Origin of the sequence: Methylomarinum vadi (assembly GCF_000733935.1) — a bacterium.
Classification (GTDB): Bacteria; Pseudomonadota; Gammaproteobacteria; order Methylococcales; family Methylomonadaceae; genus Methylomarinum; species Methylomarinum vadi.
This window is the reverse complement of sequence record NZ_JPON01000001.1, coordinates 1,300,833-1,317,416: the sequence shown is the minus strand read 5'-3', so window position 1 is coordinate 1,317,416 and position 16,584 is coordinate 1,300,833. Positions and strand designations below refer to the sequence as shown.

Here is a 16,584-nt window from a genome sequence, read left to right as displayed (position 1 = left end):
GTGTTGGTTGTCAGCTTACGCGATACCTATCAACGGTTGATAAGAGAATTGGGTATCGCTTTACTGGGTTTAGCCATCGCCGGGTTAATGGTGTTTTTATGCTGGAAGAGGTGGCTAAAAGATCGTCCGTCCCGATTCTGGATCTGGTCGAAATCAGCGAGGACGTGAGTCGTTCCGATAATTACCAAAAAAGGACCCATGTCACGACGAATGATGAGGTCGGCCGTTTGTGAAGAGCCTTCAATGATATGATGGAAAAAATCCATGATTGGAACGAGGCCTTAAAAGACCAGAAAGACACGCTCGAGCAACAGGTCGGAGAAAGGACTTCCGATCTGATCGAGGCGAGAAATAAAGCCATAATCTTGGCGGAACAGGTGCAAAAAGCCAGTATTGCCAAATCCGAATTTCTCTCGGTTATGAGTCATGAAATTCGGACTCCGTTGAACGCCGTGATTGGTTTTTCCGATTTATTAAAAGACTCTACCTTGAATCCGGAGCAGAAGGAATATGTATCGATTATCAACCAATCCGCCAATTCGTTGTTAACTCAAATCAACGATATTCTCGATTTTTCCAAAATCGAAGCGGGAAAAATGGAAGTCGATCAGGTTTGCGTCGACTTTTATCAAGTTTTGTTGACGGTAATCTCAGGGCAGTGTTACGAGTGCCGGCGTAAGTCGATCGAATTGCGGCATTGTTTAAGCGAGAATTTGCCGCGATATTTCTTTGGTGATGAGCAGAAACTTCGGCAAATTCTCTATAACCTGGTGAATAATGCGGTTAAATTTACCGAACAAGGTTATGTTTCAGTAGCGGTCAGTCATCATGAAGATAACAATGGTCCAGATATGTTGGAAGTGTTGATTGAGGATACCGGTATCGGCATTTCCACGGAGCAACAAAGCGTTTTGTTTGAACCTTTCACGCAGGTCGATGCGTCGAACACCCGTAAATACGCCGGAACCGGTTTGGGGTTAGCGATTGTCAGAAAAATGAACAATTCCAGCAATTGTTACGCACCTCTTAACTGCCAGCGTTTTTTACGGTTTTGCCGGTTGTCGACTGGTGGTAAAATCCTCACTGGTCAATGACAACACTAATCAATTATGTTCGATACGAATAATTACCTTTCCTTCGCCGTCCATGGCGCACAGGGAAAGCATGGGGGGGGAGTCGCCGGGACGGTCGAGCAATTGCTGGCTTTCCTGGAAAATCTAACGACCAAGTCGCCGACCGATATTTTTGCCACGATCATGCCGGGGATTTCGGCAATGGCGAACATTCATCCGCTGGTCGTTCATTTTCCGATCGCGTTATTCAGTTTCTTTGTTTTGATAGATTTGGCAGGCAGTCTATTTGGTAAACAAAGCTGGCGCCAGGCGGCAAGCTGGTTTCTTTATTTGGGTACGATCATGGCGGCCGCCACCGTTGCCGCCGGTTTGGCGGCAGCCGCTTCGGTACCCCACGGAGACAATGTGCATGCCATCATGGAACGGCATAAGCATTTGGGCATCAGTATTCTGATTTTGTCATCCGTGTTGTCGCTGTGGCGACTGCTCAGCCGCGGTGTGATCAAAGGCGGCGCCAATGTCTTGTATCTGATTATTGCGGTGATTTTGGGATTGCTGGTGGTTTTCACCGCCGACCTGGGAGGCTTGATGGTCTACAAATACGGCGTCGCGGTCGAGGCAGTCAATTCTTCGATGCTGGATTTCTTTCATGACCACCAGCATTCTCATTAATCCAGTGATGGCGGTAGATGGAATAAAGGCCGACTAAGATCGGCCTTTATTATTTGTGTTAGGCGGTAATGCCAATGCAATTTATGGTATCCTAATAGGCTTGATTTTTTGAGGCGTTTTATGCGGACGCGCGTTAAAATTTGTGGTTTTACCCGAGAGGAAGATGCGGTTTACGCGGCACGGTTGGGAGTGGATGCGATTGGCTTGGTTTTTTATCCGCCCAGCCCGAGGAATATTAATTTGGATAAGGCGTCCGCGATAATCGAGGCATTGCCGGCCTTTGTGACCGTGGTTGCATTATTTGTCGATGCCGGGGAAGAGAGAATCAGAGAGGTGCTGGATAGGCTGCCGGTGGATTGCCTACAATTTCATGGCGATGAAACGCCGGCCCAATGCCGGATTTACGGCAAGCCTTATATGAAAGCGATCCGCATGAAGGAAAACGTGGATATGGCGGGAATTGTCCGGCAATATCATGATGCTTCCGCGCTGTTATTGGACGCCTATCATCCGGGCTTGAAAGGGGGCAGCGGCAATGGCTTCGATTGGTCCCTGATTCCCAGGGATTGCGCATTGCCGATCGTGTTGGCGGGTGGATTGACACCGGACAATGCTCCTCGCGCCATTGCCGAAGTGAGGCCCTACGCGCTGGATGTCAGCAGTGGAGTGGAAAGCGAAAAAGGTATAAAAGATGCGGCGAAAATGGCGGCATTCATACAAAAAACCAATCAAGCGATAAATTAGAATGATGACTGATAAATATAATTTGCCGGACGAACGGGGGCATTTCGGTCCTTATGGCGGTATATTCGTGGCGGAAACCTTGATGCCGGCCATTACCGAACTGAACGAGGCTTACCAGAAATACATGCGGGATCCCGACTTCTTGGCTGAGCTCGATGCTGATTTACAGCATTATGTCGGCAGGCCGTCGCCGCTTTATCATGCCGAACGTTGGAGCCGAGAGCTGGGCGGGGCGCAAATCTATCTGAAACGCGAAGATCTCAATCATACCGGAGCGCATAAGGTCAACAATACTATCGGGCAAGCCTTATTGGCCAAACGTATGGGGAAAACGCGCATAATCGCGGAGACCGGCGCCGGGCAACACGGTGTGGCGACGGCGACGGTGGCCGCCAGACTGGGGTTAGAATGTGTCGTTTATATGGGCGCGGTCGACGTGGAAAGGCAGGCATTGAATGTTTATCGCATGAAACTGTTGGGCGCGACCGTGGTGCCGGTGGAATCCGGGTCGCGGACGTTGAAAGACGCGCTGAACGAAGCCATGCGCGACTGGGTTACCAACATCGACAATACCTTTTACATCATCGGTACCGTGGCGGGGCCGCATCCTTACCCGGCCATGGTCAGAGACTTCCAGGCCGTGATCGGGCGAGAAGCGAAGCAACAGTGCCTGGATATGACGGGTAAGTTGCCGGATGCCCTGGTCGCCTGCGTCGGCGGCGGTTCCAATGCGATCGGTTTGTTTTATCCGTTCATCGATGACGCCTCGGTGAGGATGTACGGCGTCGAGGCGGCTGGAGAGGGGGTCGAAAGCGGGCGGCATTCCGCGCCACTGTGCGCAGGTAAACCAGGGGTATTGCATGGTAACAGAACTTATTTAATGGCCGACGAGGACGGCGAGATTATCGAAACGCATTCGATTTCGGCGGGTCTTGATTATCCCGGCGTTGGTCCGGAGCACGCCTGGTTGAAAGACAGTGGCAGGGCCGAGTATGTCAATATTACCGATGAAGAGGCTTTACAAGGATTTCATGCGCTGACCCGCATGGAGGGGATTATTCCGGCACTGGAATCCAGCCACGCCATGGCCTATGCGATGAAACTGGCGCCGACTATGCGGCAAGAGCAGATTATGATCGTTAATTTGTCGGGACGGGGCGATAAAGATATGCATACCATTGCTAAACGTGAGGGAATCAAAGTATGAGCCGGCTGAAAAAACGCTTCGAACAACTGCAGCAAAACAATCGCAAGGCCTTGATTCCTTTTATCACAGCAGGCGATCCCTATCCCGAATTCACCGTGCCGATGCTGCACGCGATGGTGGCGGCAGGCGCCGATGTTATTGAACTGGGCGTGCCGTTTTCCGATCCGATGGCGGACGGCCCGGTAATTCAGCGTGCCAGTGAAAGAGCCTTGGCGCACCATGTCGGCCTTAGAAAAGTGCTAAGCATGGTGGCCGAATTCAGAAAAACCGATCAAGAGACGCCGTTGGTATTGATGGGTTACTTGAACCCAATCGAAATGATGGGGTACGAGGATTTCGCCAACGCGGCGCAACGAGTGGATGTCGATGGGGTGTTGACCGTCGATTTGCCGCCCGAAGAAGCGCATGATTGTGTCCTTTTGCTGAAGCAACGGGGTATCGATCAGATTTTCCTATTGGCCCCCAACAGTTCGGCCGAACGAGTGAGAAAAATGGATGCGGTCGGCAGCGGTTATCTTTATTACGTGTCCTTGAAAGGGGTTACCGGCGCCGGTCATCTCGATACCGCCGATGTCGAGGAGAAATTGGCGATGATTAAGCAAAATACCCGCTTGCCGGTAGGCGTCGGTTTTGGCGTCAAGGACGCGCAAACGGCCAAAACACTATCGGCAATCGCCGATGGGGTCGTTGTCGGGAGCGCGCTGATTGCCAGGATCGAAGCCAACCAAGACGACACGGAACAGGCCAAGACAGAAATTATTGAATTGTTAAAGTCCATGCGCGCAGCGATGGATAACCAGGAATGAGTCGGAGTACATCGATGAGTTGGTTTGAAAAATTAGTTCCTTCCACGATCAGAACCGAGGCGTCCAGTAAGAAAGCGACGGTTCCGGAAGGCTTGTGGAACAAATGTCCTAATTGTGATGCGATTTTGTACAACGCCGAGTTGGAAAAGAATTTCAATGTGTGTCCGAAATGCGAATATCACATGCGCATTTCCGCCAGAAAAAGATTGCACATGTTTTTGGACGAGGACAGCGGCGAAGAAATCGGCGCAGGGTTGAAGCCAAACGATCCGTTGAAATTCAAGGACAGCAAGAAATACAAGGATCGCATCTCCCAGGCGCAGAAGCAAAGCAATGAAAATGACGCCTTGGTCGTGATGAAGGGTACCTTGAAAGGCAAGGGTATCGTTGCGGCCGCTTTCGATTTCGCTTTCATGGGCGGCTCCATGGGATCGGTAGTCGGTGAGCGTTTCGTTCGTGGAGTCAATGAGAGCCTGAGATCCGGCTTGCCGTTTATCGTATTTACCGCCAGTGGCGGCGCCCGGATGCAGGAATCGTTGTATTCTCTGTTTCAGATGACCAAGACCAGTGCGGCGCTAACTAAACTGGCCGAGGCGGGTATACCCTATATTTCTTTTATGACCGATCCGACCATGGGGGGGGTCTCCGCCAGTTTGGCGATGCTGGGCGACATCAATGTGGCCGAACCTAACGCGTTGATTGGTTTCGCCGGTCCCCGCGTAATCGAGCAGACGGTGCGGGAAAAGCTGCCGGAAGGTTTTCAGCGCAGTGAATTTCTTCAGGAACATGGTGCGATCGATATGATTATAGATCGGCGAGAAATGCGCGATAAAATTGCCGGTATTCTATCGATCTTGTATCGTCCGGATCTGTCAGAAAAAAAAGCGGAAAATACCGCGGAGGAAAATGCGGCTCCCGATGCCGAATCTAACGAACCGGATTCCACCGAAATACAGGAATAAGCCGGTCTCTTATCCTAATGGCGCGTTTTGATTCGCTGCAGGGCTGGTTGAATTGGCAGGAAGGGTTGCATCCCAGGGTCATAGACTTGGGCCTGGACAGGGCAGCGGGCGTTTTCAACCAGCTCAATCCCGAACATAAAAAACCGCCGACCATTACGGTCGCGGGAACCAATGGCAAAGGTTCTTGCATCGCCTATCTCGAAGCGATTTATCGGGCACAGGGATATAAGGTCGGTGCCTATACCTCTCCGCATATTCTCCACTATAACGAGCGGATCAAGATTAATGGTCGGCCGGTCGCGGACGAACCGATTTGCGCGGCTTTCGAGCGCATCGACGCAATTCGCGGTGAGGCCACGTTGAGTTATTTCGAGTTTGGCACATTGGCGGCATTGGATATCTTTTGGCGCTCGAATGTCGATATACAACTGCTTGAGGTCGGTTTGGGCGGACGACTCGATGCGGTCAATATCATCGATGCGGATGCCGCTATTGTGACCAGTATTTGCATCGATCATGTCGATTGGCTGGGCGAGACCCGGGAATTGATCGCTCGGGAAAAAGCCGGGATTTTCCGTTGCGGCGTGCCGGCGATTATTGGCGATACCGATCCCCCCCGCTCGTTGTTCGAGGTCGCCGCCGAGAAAAATACACCCTTACTTTGCATAGGCGATGATTTTACTTATCAGAAAACAGGCAGCGGTTGGAATTGGCGCTGTCGCGACCGTTTGCTGACAGAGTTACCGTTGCCGGGTTTGCAGGGCGAGCACCAGTTTCGCAATGCGTCTTCGGTATTGGCGGCCATTAATGCTTTGAACGATTTAGTGCCGGTTTCTCGTGAAGCCATCAGACAAGGGCTGGCAACTGCCGAGTTGGCAGGACGTTTTCAGCTAGAACCCGGAGAAATGCCGGTTTTGCTCGACGTTGGCCACAATCCTCAAGCCGTCAGAACTCTGCTAGAGTATTTGCAACAACACTTTGCCGACGTGAAAATCTATGCGGTTTTTGCCATGATGCAGGACAAGGATATCAGCGGCGTCATCAGGATCATGAAGCCCATGATCAGCCGTTGGTATATAGCACCCTTAGCAAATCCGCGCGCGGCGACCGAGGAAGTCATCAGGCGATGTTTCCAGGAAAACAATATTGATGAGGTCGCGGGAGGATTTGGCGATTTTGCGGAAGCATTCCAGGCCGCCCGACAAGGGGCGAAGAAAGGCGAGTTGATCGTTGTCTTTGGGTCTTTTTTTCTGGTTTCCGCGTATTTGTCATATTGCAAAGAGAGAGGTTAGCAATGGATCAGGAATTAAAGCAACGTTTGGTTGGCGCGGTTGTGATCACCGCCTTAGCAGCCATTTTTGTGCCCATGCTGTTTGATGACCCGGTCGATGACACCGGAAAACGCATTAACGAATTGAAAATTCCCGCAATTCCTGAACACATGCAAGAAAACCGTTTAGCCGAAATACCTCAAAGCAGGGACGAAGTGATCAACCTGCCGGTCAAGCAACCGTTAAAAACGCTAACGCCCAGCGAGGAACAAGCGGCGAAATTAAAGCATTGGTTTTTGCAGGTCGGCCTATTCAGTCAACAAGAAAATGCCGTATCGTTACGGGATAAACTGAGGCGGCAGGGTTTTAGCGCAGCGGTCAGCCAAGTGACTGGTGATGAGGGCGTGATGTATAAAGTGAAGGTGGGGCCGGAATTGAATAGGGAACGCGCCGAAGTGGTTCAAGGTCAATTGAAAAAAGCGCTCGAGCTCAATAGCTTCGTGATTCAGGAGTAGCGGGGTGACTGTTATGATCTGGATCGATTACGCCATTATCGCCTTGATCGCGGTTTCATCGATTATTGGTTTGTTCCGTGGATTTGTTAAAGAAGCTTTTTCCTTGTTGCTTTGGGTATTGGCCATTTGGGTCGGTTTGAATTACAGCCGGGAATTTTCCATTTTTCTGGAAAGTATGATCAGTTTTCCCTCGGCCAGAATGGCGGCCGCCTTCGCTTTGTTATTTTTCATCACCTTGATTCTCGGCAGTCTGATCAGCTATTTGTTGGGGGAGTTGATCGAGAAAACCGGGCTGAGCGGTTCGGATCGCTTCGCCGGGATGATCTTCGGCATTGCCCGAGGAATGGTGGTGGTTTCCCTTATTATCATGCTGGCGGGCTTGACGCCTTTGCCGGAAGACCCTTGGTGGAAGGAATCGGCCTTGATTCCCCCCTTTCAATCGCTGGCTGTTTGGTTACGGGAACAGGTTCCCTCCGGCCTGGCCGGCCATTTTAATTATCGTTAATGTTTGTTAGGTTAGTTTTATGTGTGGTATTGCCGCGATTGTTTCGCATCAGAATGTTAATCAAGAGTTGTATGATGCTCTGACCGTGCTGCAGCATCGGGGGCAGGATGCTGCCGGCATTATGACTTGCGAAAGGAATCGTTTTTATTTGCGCAAAGATAACGGATTGACTCGCGATGTTTTTTCCACCAGTCAAATGGTGAAATTGCGCGGCAATATGGGCATCGCCCATGTCAGATATCCGACCGCCGGTTGTACCAGCTCCGCCGAAGCGCAACCTTTTTACGTCAACTCGCCTTTCGGTTTGGCCTTGGCCCATAATGGCAATTTGACCAATACCGAGCAGTTGAAAAAGGAGTTGTATGTGGAGGATCAGCGCCATATCAATACCGACTCCGATTCCGAGATTTTGTTGAACGTGTTTGCCCATGAATTGCAGCAATTACGCAAACTGCGCATTACTGCCGATGACGTATTTGCCGCCGTCTCCCAGGTACATAAGCGTTGCCGCGGGGCCTATGCCGTCGTCATCATGATTGCCGGTTTCGGTGTGTTGGCTTTCAGGGACCCGAACGGTATCCGCCCGGTCGTGTTTGGCGAACGTAAATCGGACCAAGGCAGTGATTTCATGATCGCATCGGAAAGCGTCGCCCTCGATGTCCTGGATTTTGAGCTGATTCGGGATATCGAACCGGGTGAAGCAATTTTCATAGAAACCAACGGCAAGTTGCACACTAAACAATGCGCCGACAAGGTCGACCATTGTCCCTGTATATTCGAGTATGTTTATTTTGCCCGTCCTGACTCCATTATCGACGATATCTCGGTTTATAAGGCCCGTTTACGGATGGGGGATAAACTGGCGGAAAAAATCTTGCGGGAATGGCCGGACCATGATATCGATGTAGTGATCCCGATTCCCGACACCAGCCGCACATCGGCATTGCAAATGGCCAATAAACTCAAGGTTAAATTTCGCGAGGGCTTCATCAAAAACCGCTATATTGGCAGGACATTTATCATGCCCGGACAACAAATGCGGAGAAAATCGGTCAAACAAAAATTGAATGCGATCGGTTTGGAATTCGAAGGTAAAAATGTTTTGTTGGTCGATGACTCCATCGTTAGGGGCACGACTTCAGAACAAATCATCCAAATGGCCCGGGATGCGGGTGCCAAGAAGGTTTATTTGGCGTCCGCCGCGCCTCCGGTACGTTATCCCAATGTTTATGGCATCGATATGCCGGCCGCGCACGAATTGATCGCGCATGACCGCAGCGAAGAGGATGTGCGCCAGGCGATCGGAGCCGACAGGCTGATCTACCAGGACCTGGACGATTTGGTGGCGGCGGTGCGTAGAGGCAACAAGTCGATCAAGCATTTCGATACCTCCTGTTTCAGTAATCAGTATATAACCGGGGATATCGATGACGCCTATTTGGGACGAATCGAGGCATTACGTAACGATGACGCCCAATTTAGGCGCAATAGGGAAAATTTCATTATAGAAATGCAGAATTCGGCATAACCCATCCGACATCAAAAACAGCCAACAGAACATGACCGAAATAGACTGGAACGACTATTCACTGGAAACCCAGGCGATCAGGGCCGGCCACAAGCGCACCCATGAAGACGAGCATAGCATCCCGATATTCGCTACTTCCAGCTATGTTTTCGCGAGCGCGGAAGAGGCGGCACTCAGATTTACCGGCAAGCAGCCCGGCAATATTTACTCCCGCTTCACCAATCCGACCGTTAATGCCTTTCAGGAACGCTTGGCTTTCATGGAGCACGGCGAGCGTTGCTTGGCGTTCGCTTCCGGCATGGCGGCGATCATGGCGGTTGGCATGGGGTTGTTGAAAGCCGGCGATCACGTGGTCTGCTCGCGCAGCGTGTTCGGTAATACGGTGTTGATGTTCCAGAATTATTTCGGTAAATTCGGTGTCGAGACGGATTTTGCCGAACTCACCGATTTGTCGGCTTGGGAAGCCGCCATCCGGCCGAGTACCCGTTTCTTGTTTTTGGAGACGCCGTCTAATCCATTGATGGAAATCGCCGATATTTCGGCCCTGGCCGATATTGCTCATCGACATGATTGCCTGTTGATTGTCGACAACGTTTTTTGCACCCCGGTGCTGCAAAAGCCTTTGACGCTGGGGGCGGATTTAGTCGTGCATTCGGCGACCAAGTACATGGATGGGCAGGGGCGTTGCGTGGGCGGCGCCGTGATCGGTAGCGAGAGTATTATCGAAAAGGAAATATATCCCTTTCTCCGCACCGGCGGCGCGACGATGAGTCCTTTCAATGCCTGGGTGTTTCTATCGGGCTTGGAGACGCTCAGTATCAGAATGAAGGCACATTGCGAAAATGCCTTCGCCTTGGCACAGTGGCTGCAGCAACAGGAAACGGTCGAAACAGTGCATTATCCCGGCTTGCCGACCCATGCCCAGCACGAGTTGGCCAAGCGCCAGCAGAGCCATTTTGGCGGTGTGGTCAGTTTCGAGTTGAAGGGCGGGCAAGAACAGGCTTGGAATTTGATCAATTCTACAAAAATGTTATCAATTACTGCTAATCTTGGTGATGTGAAGACGACCATCACCCACCCGGCTACGACCACGCATGGCCGCCTGGCTCCTGAAGTTCGAGCCGCTGCCGGCATTAAAGACAGTCTGGTGCGAATATCGGTAGGCCTGGAAAATGTCGAAGATATCAAGCAGGATTTGCTGGCCGGCTTGTAGTAGGAAGTAATGACAATCCGGCCTAGGAAGCCTGAGACGAAAGCCCCTGGTAATGAATGAGGTGGGAAAAGGGAGTTGGCACGGTGAAATGTTACGGTTGCAAACTAAGTTGGTTAGCGACTGTGATGAAGCATTGAGGTGTCGTTTGTCGTGAATAGTTGGCAGTTACGGCACAACAACATCAAATCCGGCATTAATTTTCCTTTGATTCCACCATTATGGCTTTAGCAAAATCATTATTGAGCGACAATGTTCGGGTACTGAAAAGCGAGGTGTCGAAAGCCGCTTATCAGGGGGTTCTGATTGCGGTCAGCAGCATTGTCATCGCGACCTTACTGGTCAGTTATTACCAGACCGGAACTATTTCCCTTCACGGCATCATGAAGGCGCAAAGTGAAAATTATGTGCTTTGGGCTTTGGATAGCGTGCCATTCATATTCGGTTTTTGGGGGCAATACTCCAGCTCCATCATCGCCTACCAGGCCGGCGCCCTTATTTTCGATCAGACCCAGGAACTGAGGAACAAGGCCGAAACACTCGAGAAACAGGCGAACTATACGGCGACCCATGACACGCTGACCGATTTGCCGAATCGCGCGTTATTTTACGACAGGGTCGAGCAAAGCATTCTATCCGCCACGAGTCAGAGCAAGCTGCTGTCCGTGCTGCTGATCGAAATCGCCAACTTCAAGGAAATTTACGATACCTTGGGCCGTAACAGCAGTGATATGGTGTTGAAACAATTGGCTGCGCGTTTGCAAGGGGTGGTGTTGGGCAGCGATAAGGTGGCCCGGATCGATGGCAATATTTTCGCGGTGTTGTTATCCGACGGTGTCGATGAAAGCGAGCCGGTGATGTTGGCCAAATATATCCAAACCGCCCTCGAGCCGGTTTTTATCGTAGATAAGCTGCATATACCGGTGCACGTCAATGTGGGAATCGTGCACTTTCCCGAACATGGCGATGATGTCGACACCTTAGTGCAAAAAGCCGGCGTGGCATTGTTTATGGCGGCCAAGTCCAATGAAGGGTACGCCGTTTATGCACCGGCGTTCGACGATCATAGTCCGCGACGTTTGACCTTGATGAGCGAGCTCCGCAGAGCCATAGAAAGTAATCAGCTGGAATTGTATTACCAAGCCAAGGTGGCGCTGCAAACCGGCGAATTGTTTGGGGTGGAGACTTTGGTGCGCTGGCATCATCCCAAACACGGTTTCATTCCGCCCGATGAATTCATCATCATGGCGGAGCGTACCCGCATGATCAGGCCGCTGACGGTATGGGTGATCAAGGAGGCATTCAGACAATGCGCACTTTGGCACGCACAGGGAAAGGACCTGACCGTATCGATCAATTTGTCCACCCGAGATTTACATGATCCCGAATTACCGGATTTGATATCGGGCATTGCGGCGTCCACCGGCATTAAACCAAAATGGATGATTTTTGAAATCACCGAAAGCTCAATCATGACCGACCCCGACAGCGCTTTAGAGATCATTAAGCGCTTAAACCGGATGGGATATCAATTTTCCATCGACGACTACGGCACCGGCTATTCATCCCTGGCTTATCTGAAAAAAATGCCGTTAGCCGAACTGAAAATCGACCGCTCTTTCGTGATGGATATTCTCAGTAGCGAAAACGATGAGGTGATCGTCAACGCTACCATCAATCTGGCTCATAACCTGGGATTGCATGTGACGGCAGAAGGCGTGGAAAATGAAGAGATCATGACAAAATTAACCGATCTAGGTTGTGATCTGGCCCAAGGATATCATCTGAATAAGCCATTGCCGGTGATTGAATTCAATCAATGGATGGCAGAAAAGCCTTGGAAACCGCCCGCTTATAAAGATCAGGATGACGAATCGGCAAACGGTTGATATTCGTCCAGAAATAAGTCAAATTTTCCAGAATGAGCTATGCTTATTCGATTATTAAGCTGAATGCGGTGCGGCCATGGCGAATGAGCATGACAGAAAAGAATACAGAAAAAGTCTGACATCCAGCGGTCAGATTTTTATTGGTGGCGAGATTCTCGAGTTCAAGAGTTACGATGTTTCTGTCAAGGGAATTATGGTCGAAGTCTATCCGGGTAGGTTTCTCACCGAGATTGAGGATTTCGAAGCGTTGTTGGTGGAAAATGATTCGGCCGAAATTTTTGTCGAGGAGCTTAGGCTGACAGGAAGCGTAGAGGTCGTTTGGGTTAAACAGGAGGCGGATAAAATCCTGTTGGGGCTCGAATACCGCGACGTCAGGCATAATGAACAAAAGCTATGGGTACAGCGAGCGGCTTATCGGCAGAAAAAATCTTTTTCCTGTTTGTTGATTTATGATCACGGCAGGATTAATGCGCGGGGGATCGATATTTCCGTTATCGGCTTGGCCTTGACCGGAGATTTCAAGGGCAGCGATATCAAAACGGGCGATATTGTCAAATTGCAGTTATTCAGTACTCCGGTCAATAAAGCGGTCGCAAAAATCGTTTGGCTTAAAGAAAACGATGAAGGTTCGACGACCTTAGGTTTACGTTATCTTGAGATCGACTGACAGGTCGTTTTATCCCCTGATCATAATAGGAAGACGTTAAGCGCCCGTCGCAAGTAATGGATCGAGTTCCTTACGCTGATCCAGCGCATACAAATCATCGAACCCGCCGACATGAAAATCATCGATAAAAATTTGCGGTACGGTGCGCCGTTTGGTTTTTTGCATCATTTCCTGGCGCAGGCCCGGCTGCGAGTCCACATTGATCTCCGAATAAGCCACGCCTTTTTTTTCCAGTAATCTTTTTGCCATGGTGCAATAAGGGCAGATGTTTGCGGTATAGATAAGTATTTCAGGCTTCATAATATTAGTATATTCTAAATTTATATTAGATTTTATCTGTTTGTTTGATTCAATTCAACAGTGATGGCTTGTGATAATTTGTCGATGAGCAATGTCGCCGCCTCCGTTATATTGCTGCCAAATGCCACGATGCCGTCTTCATGGCCCAGCATGCTAAAGATGCCGCATTGATCGAAAGCGTTTTGAGTGAATAGGTTTGTGACGGCGACAACCATGTCTACGGTACCGTAAGGAATATTTTCCGGGGTAAAAGGTAGCTCCAAAGTTTTTGTGCGGCACCATATTTCAGGACAATGAACATGAATGACGGCGCCTATGGCATTATTTTGTTGGTACAGGATCGCGTGTGTCAATGCTTCGGAAGAGGGGTTGCAGTGACCATGGGAATACAGGCGGTTCGATCCTGGTTCGGCCCGATCCACCACGGCAAAATGTTGGGGTTCCAGCAACGCCAGATGGCCGGTTTGAGTGCCGCTGATAATAAATTGATCATTGCCGAGGCGTTCGCTGATGTTGCCATAACCGTAGCCGCCATAGCGAGCAGCGTTTTGTCCAATCAAGTTTAGCCGAAATAGGATGAGCCGCCAGGCGCTCAAATTGGCTGTCGAAACGTTACGATCAATCGCTACGTCGCGATGATGCAATTGATATTTAATTACGCCTTCTGTTCCGGTCATGGGCGTGTCGACTGTCTTGCTACGGGCGGTGACGACGGTTTACTCATATTGCGGTGACTTCGATGCCGAATATTTCACGCAGATAAAGATGAAAAACTGCATGCCGAAAATCAAATTAGCCATCAGTAAATGAATGGGCTGGGCGACCGGCGGCATGCCGAAACGGTCCAGGGTGATCCCCGCAATAATCGCCGTCACGATCAAGCCGGTCAGCGCATAAGATAATTTCCTCAGCAGATTGTGCTTTTCAACCGCCTTATGAATTTGCCACACCAGCCATAAATTAGTGAATAGGATGATGGACGAAAAGGAGCGATGTACATAAAAAAGCAATGGAAAGCTGTCGCGCCAATATTCTCGCTCGATATAGTTATGTTGGTGAGCGATGAAATCCACGGCTTCCCGTACCTGGGTGCCCATGGCGATTTGGACCAGCGTCATGCCCATGGCGATTTTCAATACCGTCACAAAACGCTCCGAAAGCAAATGACTGTCGATTTGGGCAATAAAGGCCTTCTGTGACCGGGCGATCGCATATATTAAGAGAGCCACAATGAACAAGGCTAACAGCATGTGTAGCGTAATCATCAATGGTTTAAGGTTGCTGGCGACCACCGCGGAGCCCAACCAGCCCTGGAAGGCGACCAAAAATAGTACGGACAAGGCCAAATAAAAAATGTTTTTGTCGCCTTTCAGATAAATTCTTGATGCCCACGCGGTTAGCAAAATAAAAAAACCGATGGTGACGCCTATCAAGCGATTGGTGTATTCGGTCCAGGTTTTCAGCGGGTTGAAATCGGTATTGTCGTAACCTCGTTCGGCATAGATTTCATGATAGTTTGGCGGTAATTGGGATTCATTGGTTGGCGGAATCCATTGTCCGAAGCAGGTGGGCCAATCGGGACAGCCCATGCCGGCGCCTGAAGCGCGGACGATACCGCCCACCAGAATAACGAAATAAACTGCAAAAATGGTGAGAATCCCCAGGCGTCTAAAGCGTAGGGCCGCTTGCTTATCGATCATGCATAAAGCCTTAGAGTAAAATCAATCGGATAAAAAAATATTTCCGCCAGATTTTAGCATTTTTCGCGGTTTTAATTATCCATCATAAGGTTTAAACCACCGGCTTTAGCCGGTCAGCTTTAGCTGCGATAATTTGCCCAAGGAGGTGGCGATGGACTATAGATACGGCAGCCATACGGTTTACCAAATTGAGTATCATTTTGTTTGGGTTACGAAGTATCGTTATAAAGTGCTGAAGGATGAAATAGCCGAACGAGTGAGAGACTTGGTGCGGCAGACATGCGAAGCCTTTGAGATACGGATTATCAAAGGTGTCGTGAGCAAAGATCATGTGCACATTTTGGTGAGTGCGCCGCCGACTATGGCCCCAAGCGAAATCATGAGGCGAATCAAGGGACGAACTTCGAGCTATCTGTTCGAAGAGTTCCCGCACTTGAAAAAGCGATATTGGGGTCGACATTTTTGAGCCCGCGGTTATTTTTGCGCCACAGTGGGGCAAATGACTGATGAGATGATAAAGCAATATTTGGAGCATCACTTTGAACCTAATCCAAACGATAATTTCAAGATGGAGCCCGACTAAGACGCGTCGTTTAGTCGACGCGTATCCGGACTTTCAGTCCGTTATTGGAACCCACCCGCTTGAGCGGGTGGTTGTTTAGTCATAAAGACCCCTTGTTGAAACGGGACTTATATCAGCATGGATTGGGCCAGCTCGATTTCTTCGGAGATTCCTTCGATTTCCAATACTTCCGTTTCGGTCTGCAGTCCCAGCTTGGCAAAGGCGGGCACGCTATTGCAATCAATGCGCGATGCCGGGTGGTTGGTGCCGGCAATACTCTGTAAAAATGCGACCTGAACAATGTCGGCATAATCCGCTTTGGGCCCGGAATCACGTTCAAAATTGACATATTCGGACGCCACCAGTTTTAACTCGTCGGGAAAATCCCACGTATCCATAATGATTTTGCCGATGGGTGGATGCGCTTTTTCCAATAGTTTATTCAGCCTGGATGGGCTATCCCTGAATTCGGGAATATCCTCCACCAGCATCAAAATGGGCAGTTTGCCTAGTTGATGGATTAAACCGGCCAGCATGGCTTCGTCCGGATTCAAGTGGGGAGCGAAACTGCACAAAGCCCGACTGATCGCAGAGACATTGACGCTTTGTTCCCAGGTTTCGCGAAAATGATGTTCCAGTAAATCGCTGGTGGGCGTGAACATTTGCTGCATCACCAAGCTGGTGATGAGGGTGCGGATGGTTTTATGGCCAAGACGGGTGACGGCTGTCTGGATGTTTTTGATTTCAACGGTGCCCCGGTAAAGAGGGCTGTTGGCAACCTGAATTAAACGGGCGGATAAGGCGGCGTCGGTTGCGATCATTACGGCCAGTTCCTGGGCGGTTGCGTCGCCTTTCGATACCGCATCCCTGACCCTCAACGCAACATCTGGCAGTGTCGGTAAGATCAGGCGATTGGCATCCAGTTCTGCTTTGACATGAACGAGAAAGTCTTTAACAGATTTGAATTGCATGA

18 protein-coding genes and 1 pseudogene are annotated in these 16,584 nt (G+C 50.1%); 15 read left to right on the top strand and 4 right to left on the bottom strand.

Going from position 1 to position 16,584, the window contains the following annotated elements:
- Positions 1 to 110 precede the first annotated feature (110 nt).
- The 14 genes from EP25_RS24035 (at position 111) to EP25_RS0106640 (ending at position 13,049) form a co-directional block, all read left to right on the top strand.
- Positions 111 to 233 (top strand): hypothetical protein, encoded by a 123-nt coding sequence (locus EP25_RS24035; RefSeq protein ID WP_268745412.1) that lies wholly within the window; start codon positions 111 to 113, stop codon positions 231 to 233.
- A gap of 15 nt (positions 234 to 248) precedes the next feature.
- The gene (locus EP25_RS0106700; RefSeq protein ID WP_051906452.1) at positions 249 to 1,094 is read left to right on the top strand and encodes a sensor histidine kinase; all 846 of its coding nucleotides are present in this window, start codon (positions 249 to 251) and stop codon (positions 1,092 to 1,094) included.
- Between the two features lie 15 nt (positions 1,095 to 1,109).
- Entirely contained in the window at positions 1,110 to 1,745 is a 636-nt protein-coding gene (locus EP25_RS0106695; RefSeq protein WP_031433156.1) for a DUF2231 domain-containing protein, read from the top strand.
- Between the two features lie 120 nt (positions 1,746 to 1,865).
- A complete protein-coding gene (locus EP25_RS0106690) occupies positions 1,866 to 2,489 on the top strand; it encodes a phosphoribosylanthranilate isomerase (protein ID WP_031433155.1) in 624 nt (207 codons plus the stop codon).
- A 4-nt stretch (positions 2,490 to 2,493) separates the two neighbouring features.
- Positions 2,494 to 3,696, top strand: coding sequence for a tryptophan synthase subunit beta (trpB, locus tag EP25_RS0106685; protein WP_031433154.1), 1,203 nt, complete (start codon positions 2,494 to 2,496; stop codon positions 3,694 to 3,696).
- Entirely contained in the window at positions 3,693 to 4,502 is an 810-nt protein-coding gene (gene trpA, locus EP25_RS0106680) for a tryptophan synthase subunit alpha (RefSeq protein WP_031433153.1), read from the top strand. Before trpB ends, trpA begins: the two co-directional genes overlap by 4 nt.
- Positions 4,503 to 4,516: 14 nt before the next feature.
- On the top strand, positions 4,517 to 5,464 hold the full coding sequence (gene accD, locus EP25_RS0106675) for an acetyl-CoA carboxylase, carboxyltransferase subunit beta (protein WP_084190978.1): 948 nt from the start codon (positions 4,517 to 4,519) through the stop codon (positions 5,462 to 5,464).
- Positions 5,465 to 5,481: 17 nt separating this feature from the next.
- Positions 5,482 to 6,756, top strand: a complete 1,275-nt coding sequence (gene folC / locus EP25_RS0106670) for a bifunctional tetrahydrofolate synthase/dihydrofolate synthase (protein ID WP_031433151.1) — start codon at positions 5,482 to 5,484, stop codon at positions 6,754 to 6,756.
- A 2-nt stretch (positions 6,757 to 6,758) separates the two neighbouring features.
- Entirely contained in the window at positions 6,759 to 7,250 is a 492-nt protein-coding gene (locus EP25_RS0106665; protein WP_031433150.1) for an SPOR domain-containing protein, read from the top strand.
- Between the two features lie 13 nt (positions 7,251 to 7,263).
- The gene (locus tag EP25_RS0106660) at positions 7,264 to 7,755 is read left to right on the top strand and encodes a CvpA family protein (protein ID WP_031433149.1); all 492 of its coding nucleotides are present in this window, start codon (positions 7,264 to 7,266) and stop codon (positions 7,753 to 7,755) included.
- A gap of 19 nt (positions 7,756 to 7,774) precedes the next feature.
- Positions 7,775 to 9,283: an amidophosphoribosyltransferase gene (gene purF / locus EP25_RS0106655; protein ID WP_031433148.1), complete on the top strand. Its 1,509-nt coding sequence runs from the start codon at positions 7,775 to 7,777 to the stop codon at positions 9,281 to 9,283.
- 31 nt (positions 9,284 to 9,314) lie between these two features.
- Entirely contained in the window at positions 9,315 to 10,496 is a 1,182-nt protein-coding gene (locus tag EP25_RS0106650) for an O-succinylhomoserine sulfhydrylase (protein WP_031433147.1), read from the top strand.
- 218 nt (positions 10,497 to 10,714) lie between these two features.
- Complete coding sequence (locus EP25_RS0106645; protein ID WP_051906450.1) at positions 10,715 to 12,382, top strand: putative bifunctional diguanylate cyclase/phosphodiesterase; 1,668 nt, start codon at positions 10,715 to 10,717, stop codon at positions 12,380 to 12,382.
- 76 nt (positions 12,383 to 12,458) lie between these two features.
- Positions 12,459 to 13,049, top strand: a complete 591-nt coding sequence (locus EP25_RS0106640; protein WP_031433145.1) for a PilZ domain-containing protein — start codon at positions 12,459 to 12,461, stop codon at positions 13,047 to 13,049.
- Between the two features lie 36 nt (positions 13,050 to 13,085).
- Here EP25_RS0106640 and grxC read toward each other — a convergent pair whose 3' ends face one another.
- Genes grxC through EP25_RS0106625 form a run of 3 tightly spaced genes read right to left on the bottom strand, consistent with a single transcriptional unit; the run spans position 13,086 to position 15,049 of the window.
- A complete protein-coding gene (gene grxC, locus EP25_RS0106635) occupies positions 13,086 to 13,349 on the bottom strand; it encodes a glutaredoxin 3 (RefSeq protein WP_031433144.1) in 264 nt (87 codons plus the stop codon).
- A gap of 32 nt (positions 13,350 to 13,381) precedes the next feature.
- Positions 13,382 to 14,026 (bottom strand): class II aldolase/adducin family protein, encoded by a 645-nt coding sequence (locus tag EP25_RS0106630; protein WP_031433143.1) that lies wholly within the window; start codon positions 14,024 to 14,026, stop codon positions 13,382 to 13,384.
- A 39-nt stretch (positions 14,027 to 14,065) separates the two neighbouring features.
- Positions 14,066 to 15,049: a COX15/CtaA family protein gene (locus tag EP25_RS0106625; protein WP_031433142.1), complete on the bottom strand. Its 984-nt coding sequence runs from the start codon at positions 15,047 to 15,049 to the stop codon at positions 14,066 to 14,068.
- Positions 15,050 to 15,200: 151 nt separating this feature from the next.
- Between EP25_RS0106625 and tnpA the strand changes: the two are divergent.
- Positions 15,201 to 15,632, top strand: a pseudogene (gene tnpA / locus EP25_RS0106620) (IS200/IS605 family transposase).
- 107 nt (positions 15,633 to 15,739) lie between these two features.
- Here tnpA and EP25_RS0106610 read toward each other — a convergent pair.
- Positions 15,740 to 16,582, bottom strand: a complete 843-nt coding sequence (locus tag EP25_RS0106610) for an HDOD domain-containing protein (protein ID WP_031433141.1) — start codon at positions 16,580 to 16,582, stop codon at positions 15,740 to 15,742.
- Positions 16,583 to 16,584 lie beyond the last annotated feature (2 nt).

Excerpts from the sequence above, each read along its gene's own strand:
- trpB (WP_031433154.1), top strand. The coding sequence starts at position 2,494 with ATGACTGATAAATATAATTTGCCGGACGAACGGGGGCATTTCGGTCCT.
- EP25_RS0106700 (WP_051906452.1), top strand. The coding sequence starts at position 249 with ATGATGGAAAAAATCCATGATTGGAACGAGGCCTTAAAAGACCAGAAA.
- purF (WP_031433148.1), top strand. The coding sequence starts at position 7,775 with ATGTGTGGTATTGCCGCGATTGTTTCGCATCAGAATGTTAATCAAGAG.
- EP25_RS0106640 (WP_031433145.1), top strand. The coding sequence starts at position 12,459 with ATGGCGAATGAGCATGACAGAAAAGAATACAGAAAAAGTCTGACATCC.
- EP25_RS0106650 (WP_031433147.1), top strand. The coding sequence starts at position 9,315 with ATGACCGAAATAGACTGGAACGACTATTCACTGGAAACCCAGGCGATC.
- EP25_RS0106630 (WP_031433143.1), bottom strand. The coding sequence starts at position 14,026 with ATGACCGGAACAGAAGGCGTAATTAAATATCAATTGCATCATCGCGAC.
- EP25_RS0106660 (WP_031433149.1), top strand. The coding sequence starts at position 7,264 with ATGATCTGGATCGATTACGCCATTATCGCCTTGATCGCGGTTTCATCG.
- trpA (WP_031433153.1), top strand. The coding sequence starts at position 3,693 with ATGAGCCGGCTGAAAAAACGCTTCGAACAACTGCAGCAAAACAATCGC.
- grxC (WP_031433144.1), bottom strand. The coding sequence starts at position 13,349 with ATGAAGCCTGAAATACTTATCTATACCGCAAACATCTGCCCTTATTGC.
- EP25_RS0106625 (WP_031433142.1), bottom strand. The coding sequence starts at position 15,049 with ATGATCGATAAGCAAGCGGCCCTACGCTTTAGACGCCTGGGGATTCTC.
- EP25_RS0106610 (WP_031433141.1), bottom strand. The coding sequence starts at position 16,582 with ATGCAATTCAAATCTGTTAAAGACTTTCTCGTTCATGTCAAAGCAGAA.
- accD (WP_084190978.1), top strand. The coding sequence starts at position 4,517 with ATGAGTTGGTTTGAAAAATTAGTTCCTTCCACGATCAGAACCGAGGCG.
- EP25_RS0106645 (WP_051906450.1), top strand. The coding sequence starts at position 10,715 with ATGGCTTTAGCAAAATCATTATTGAGCGACAATGTTCGGGTACTGAAA.
- EP25_RS0106695 (WP_031433156.1), top strand. The coding sequence starts at position 1,110 with ATGTTCGATACGAATAATTACCTTTCCTTCGCCGTCCATGGCGCACAG.
- EP25_RS0106690 (WP_031433155.1), top strand. The coding sequence starts at position 1,866 with ATGCGGACGCGCGTTAAAATTTGTGGTTTTACCCGAGAGGAAGATGCG.
- folC (WP_031433151.1), top strand. The coding sequence starts at position 5,482 with ATGGCGCGTTTTGATTCGCTGCAGGGCTGGTTGAATTGGCAGGAAGGG.
- EP25_RS0106665 (WP_031433150.1), top strand. The coding sequence starts at position 6,759 with ATGGATCAGGAATTAAAGCAACGTTTGGTTGGCGCGGTTGTGATCACC.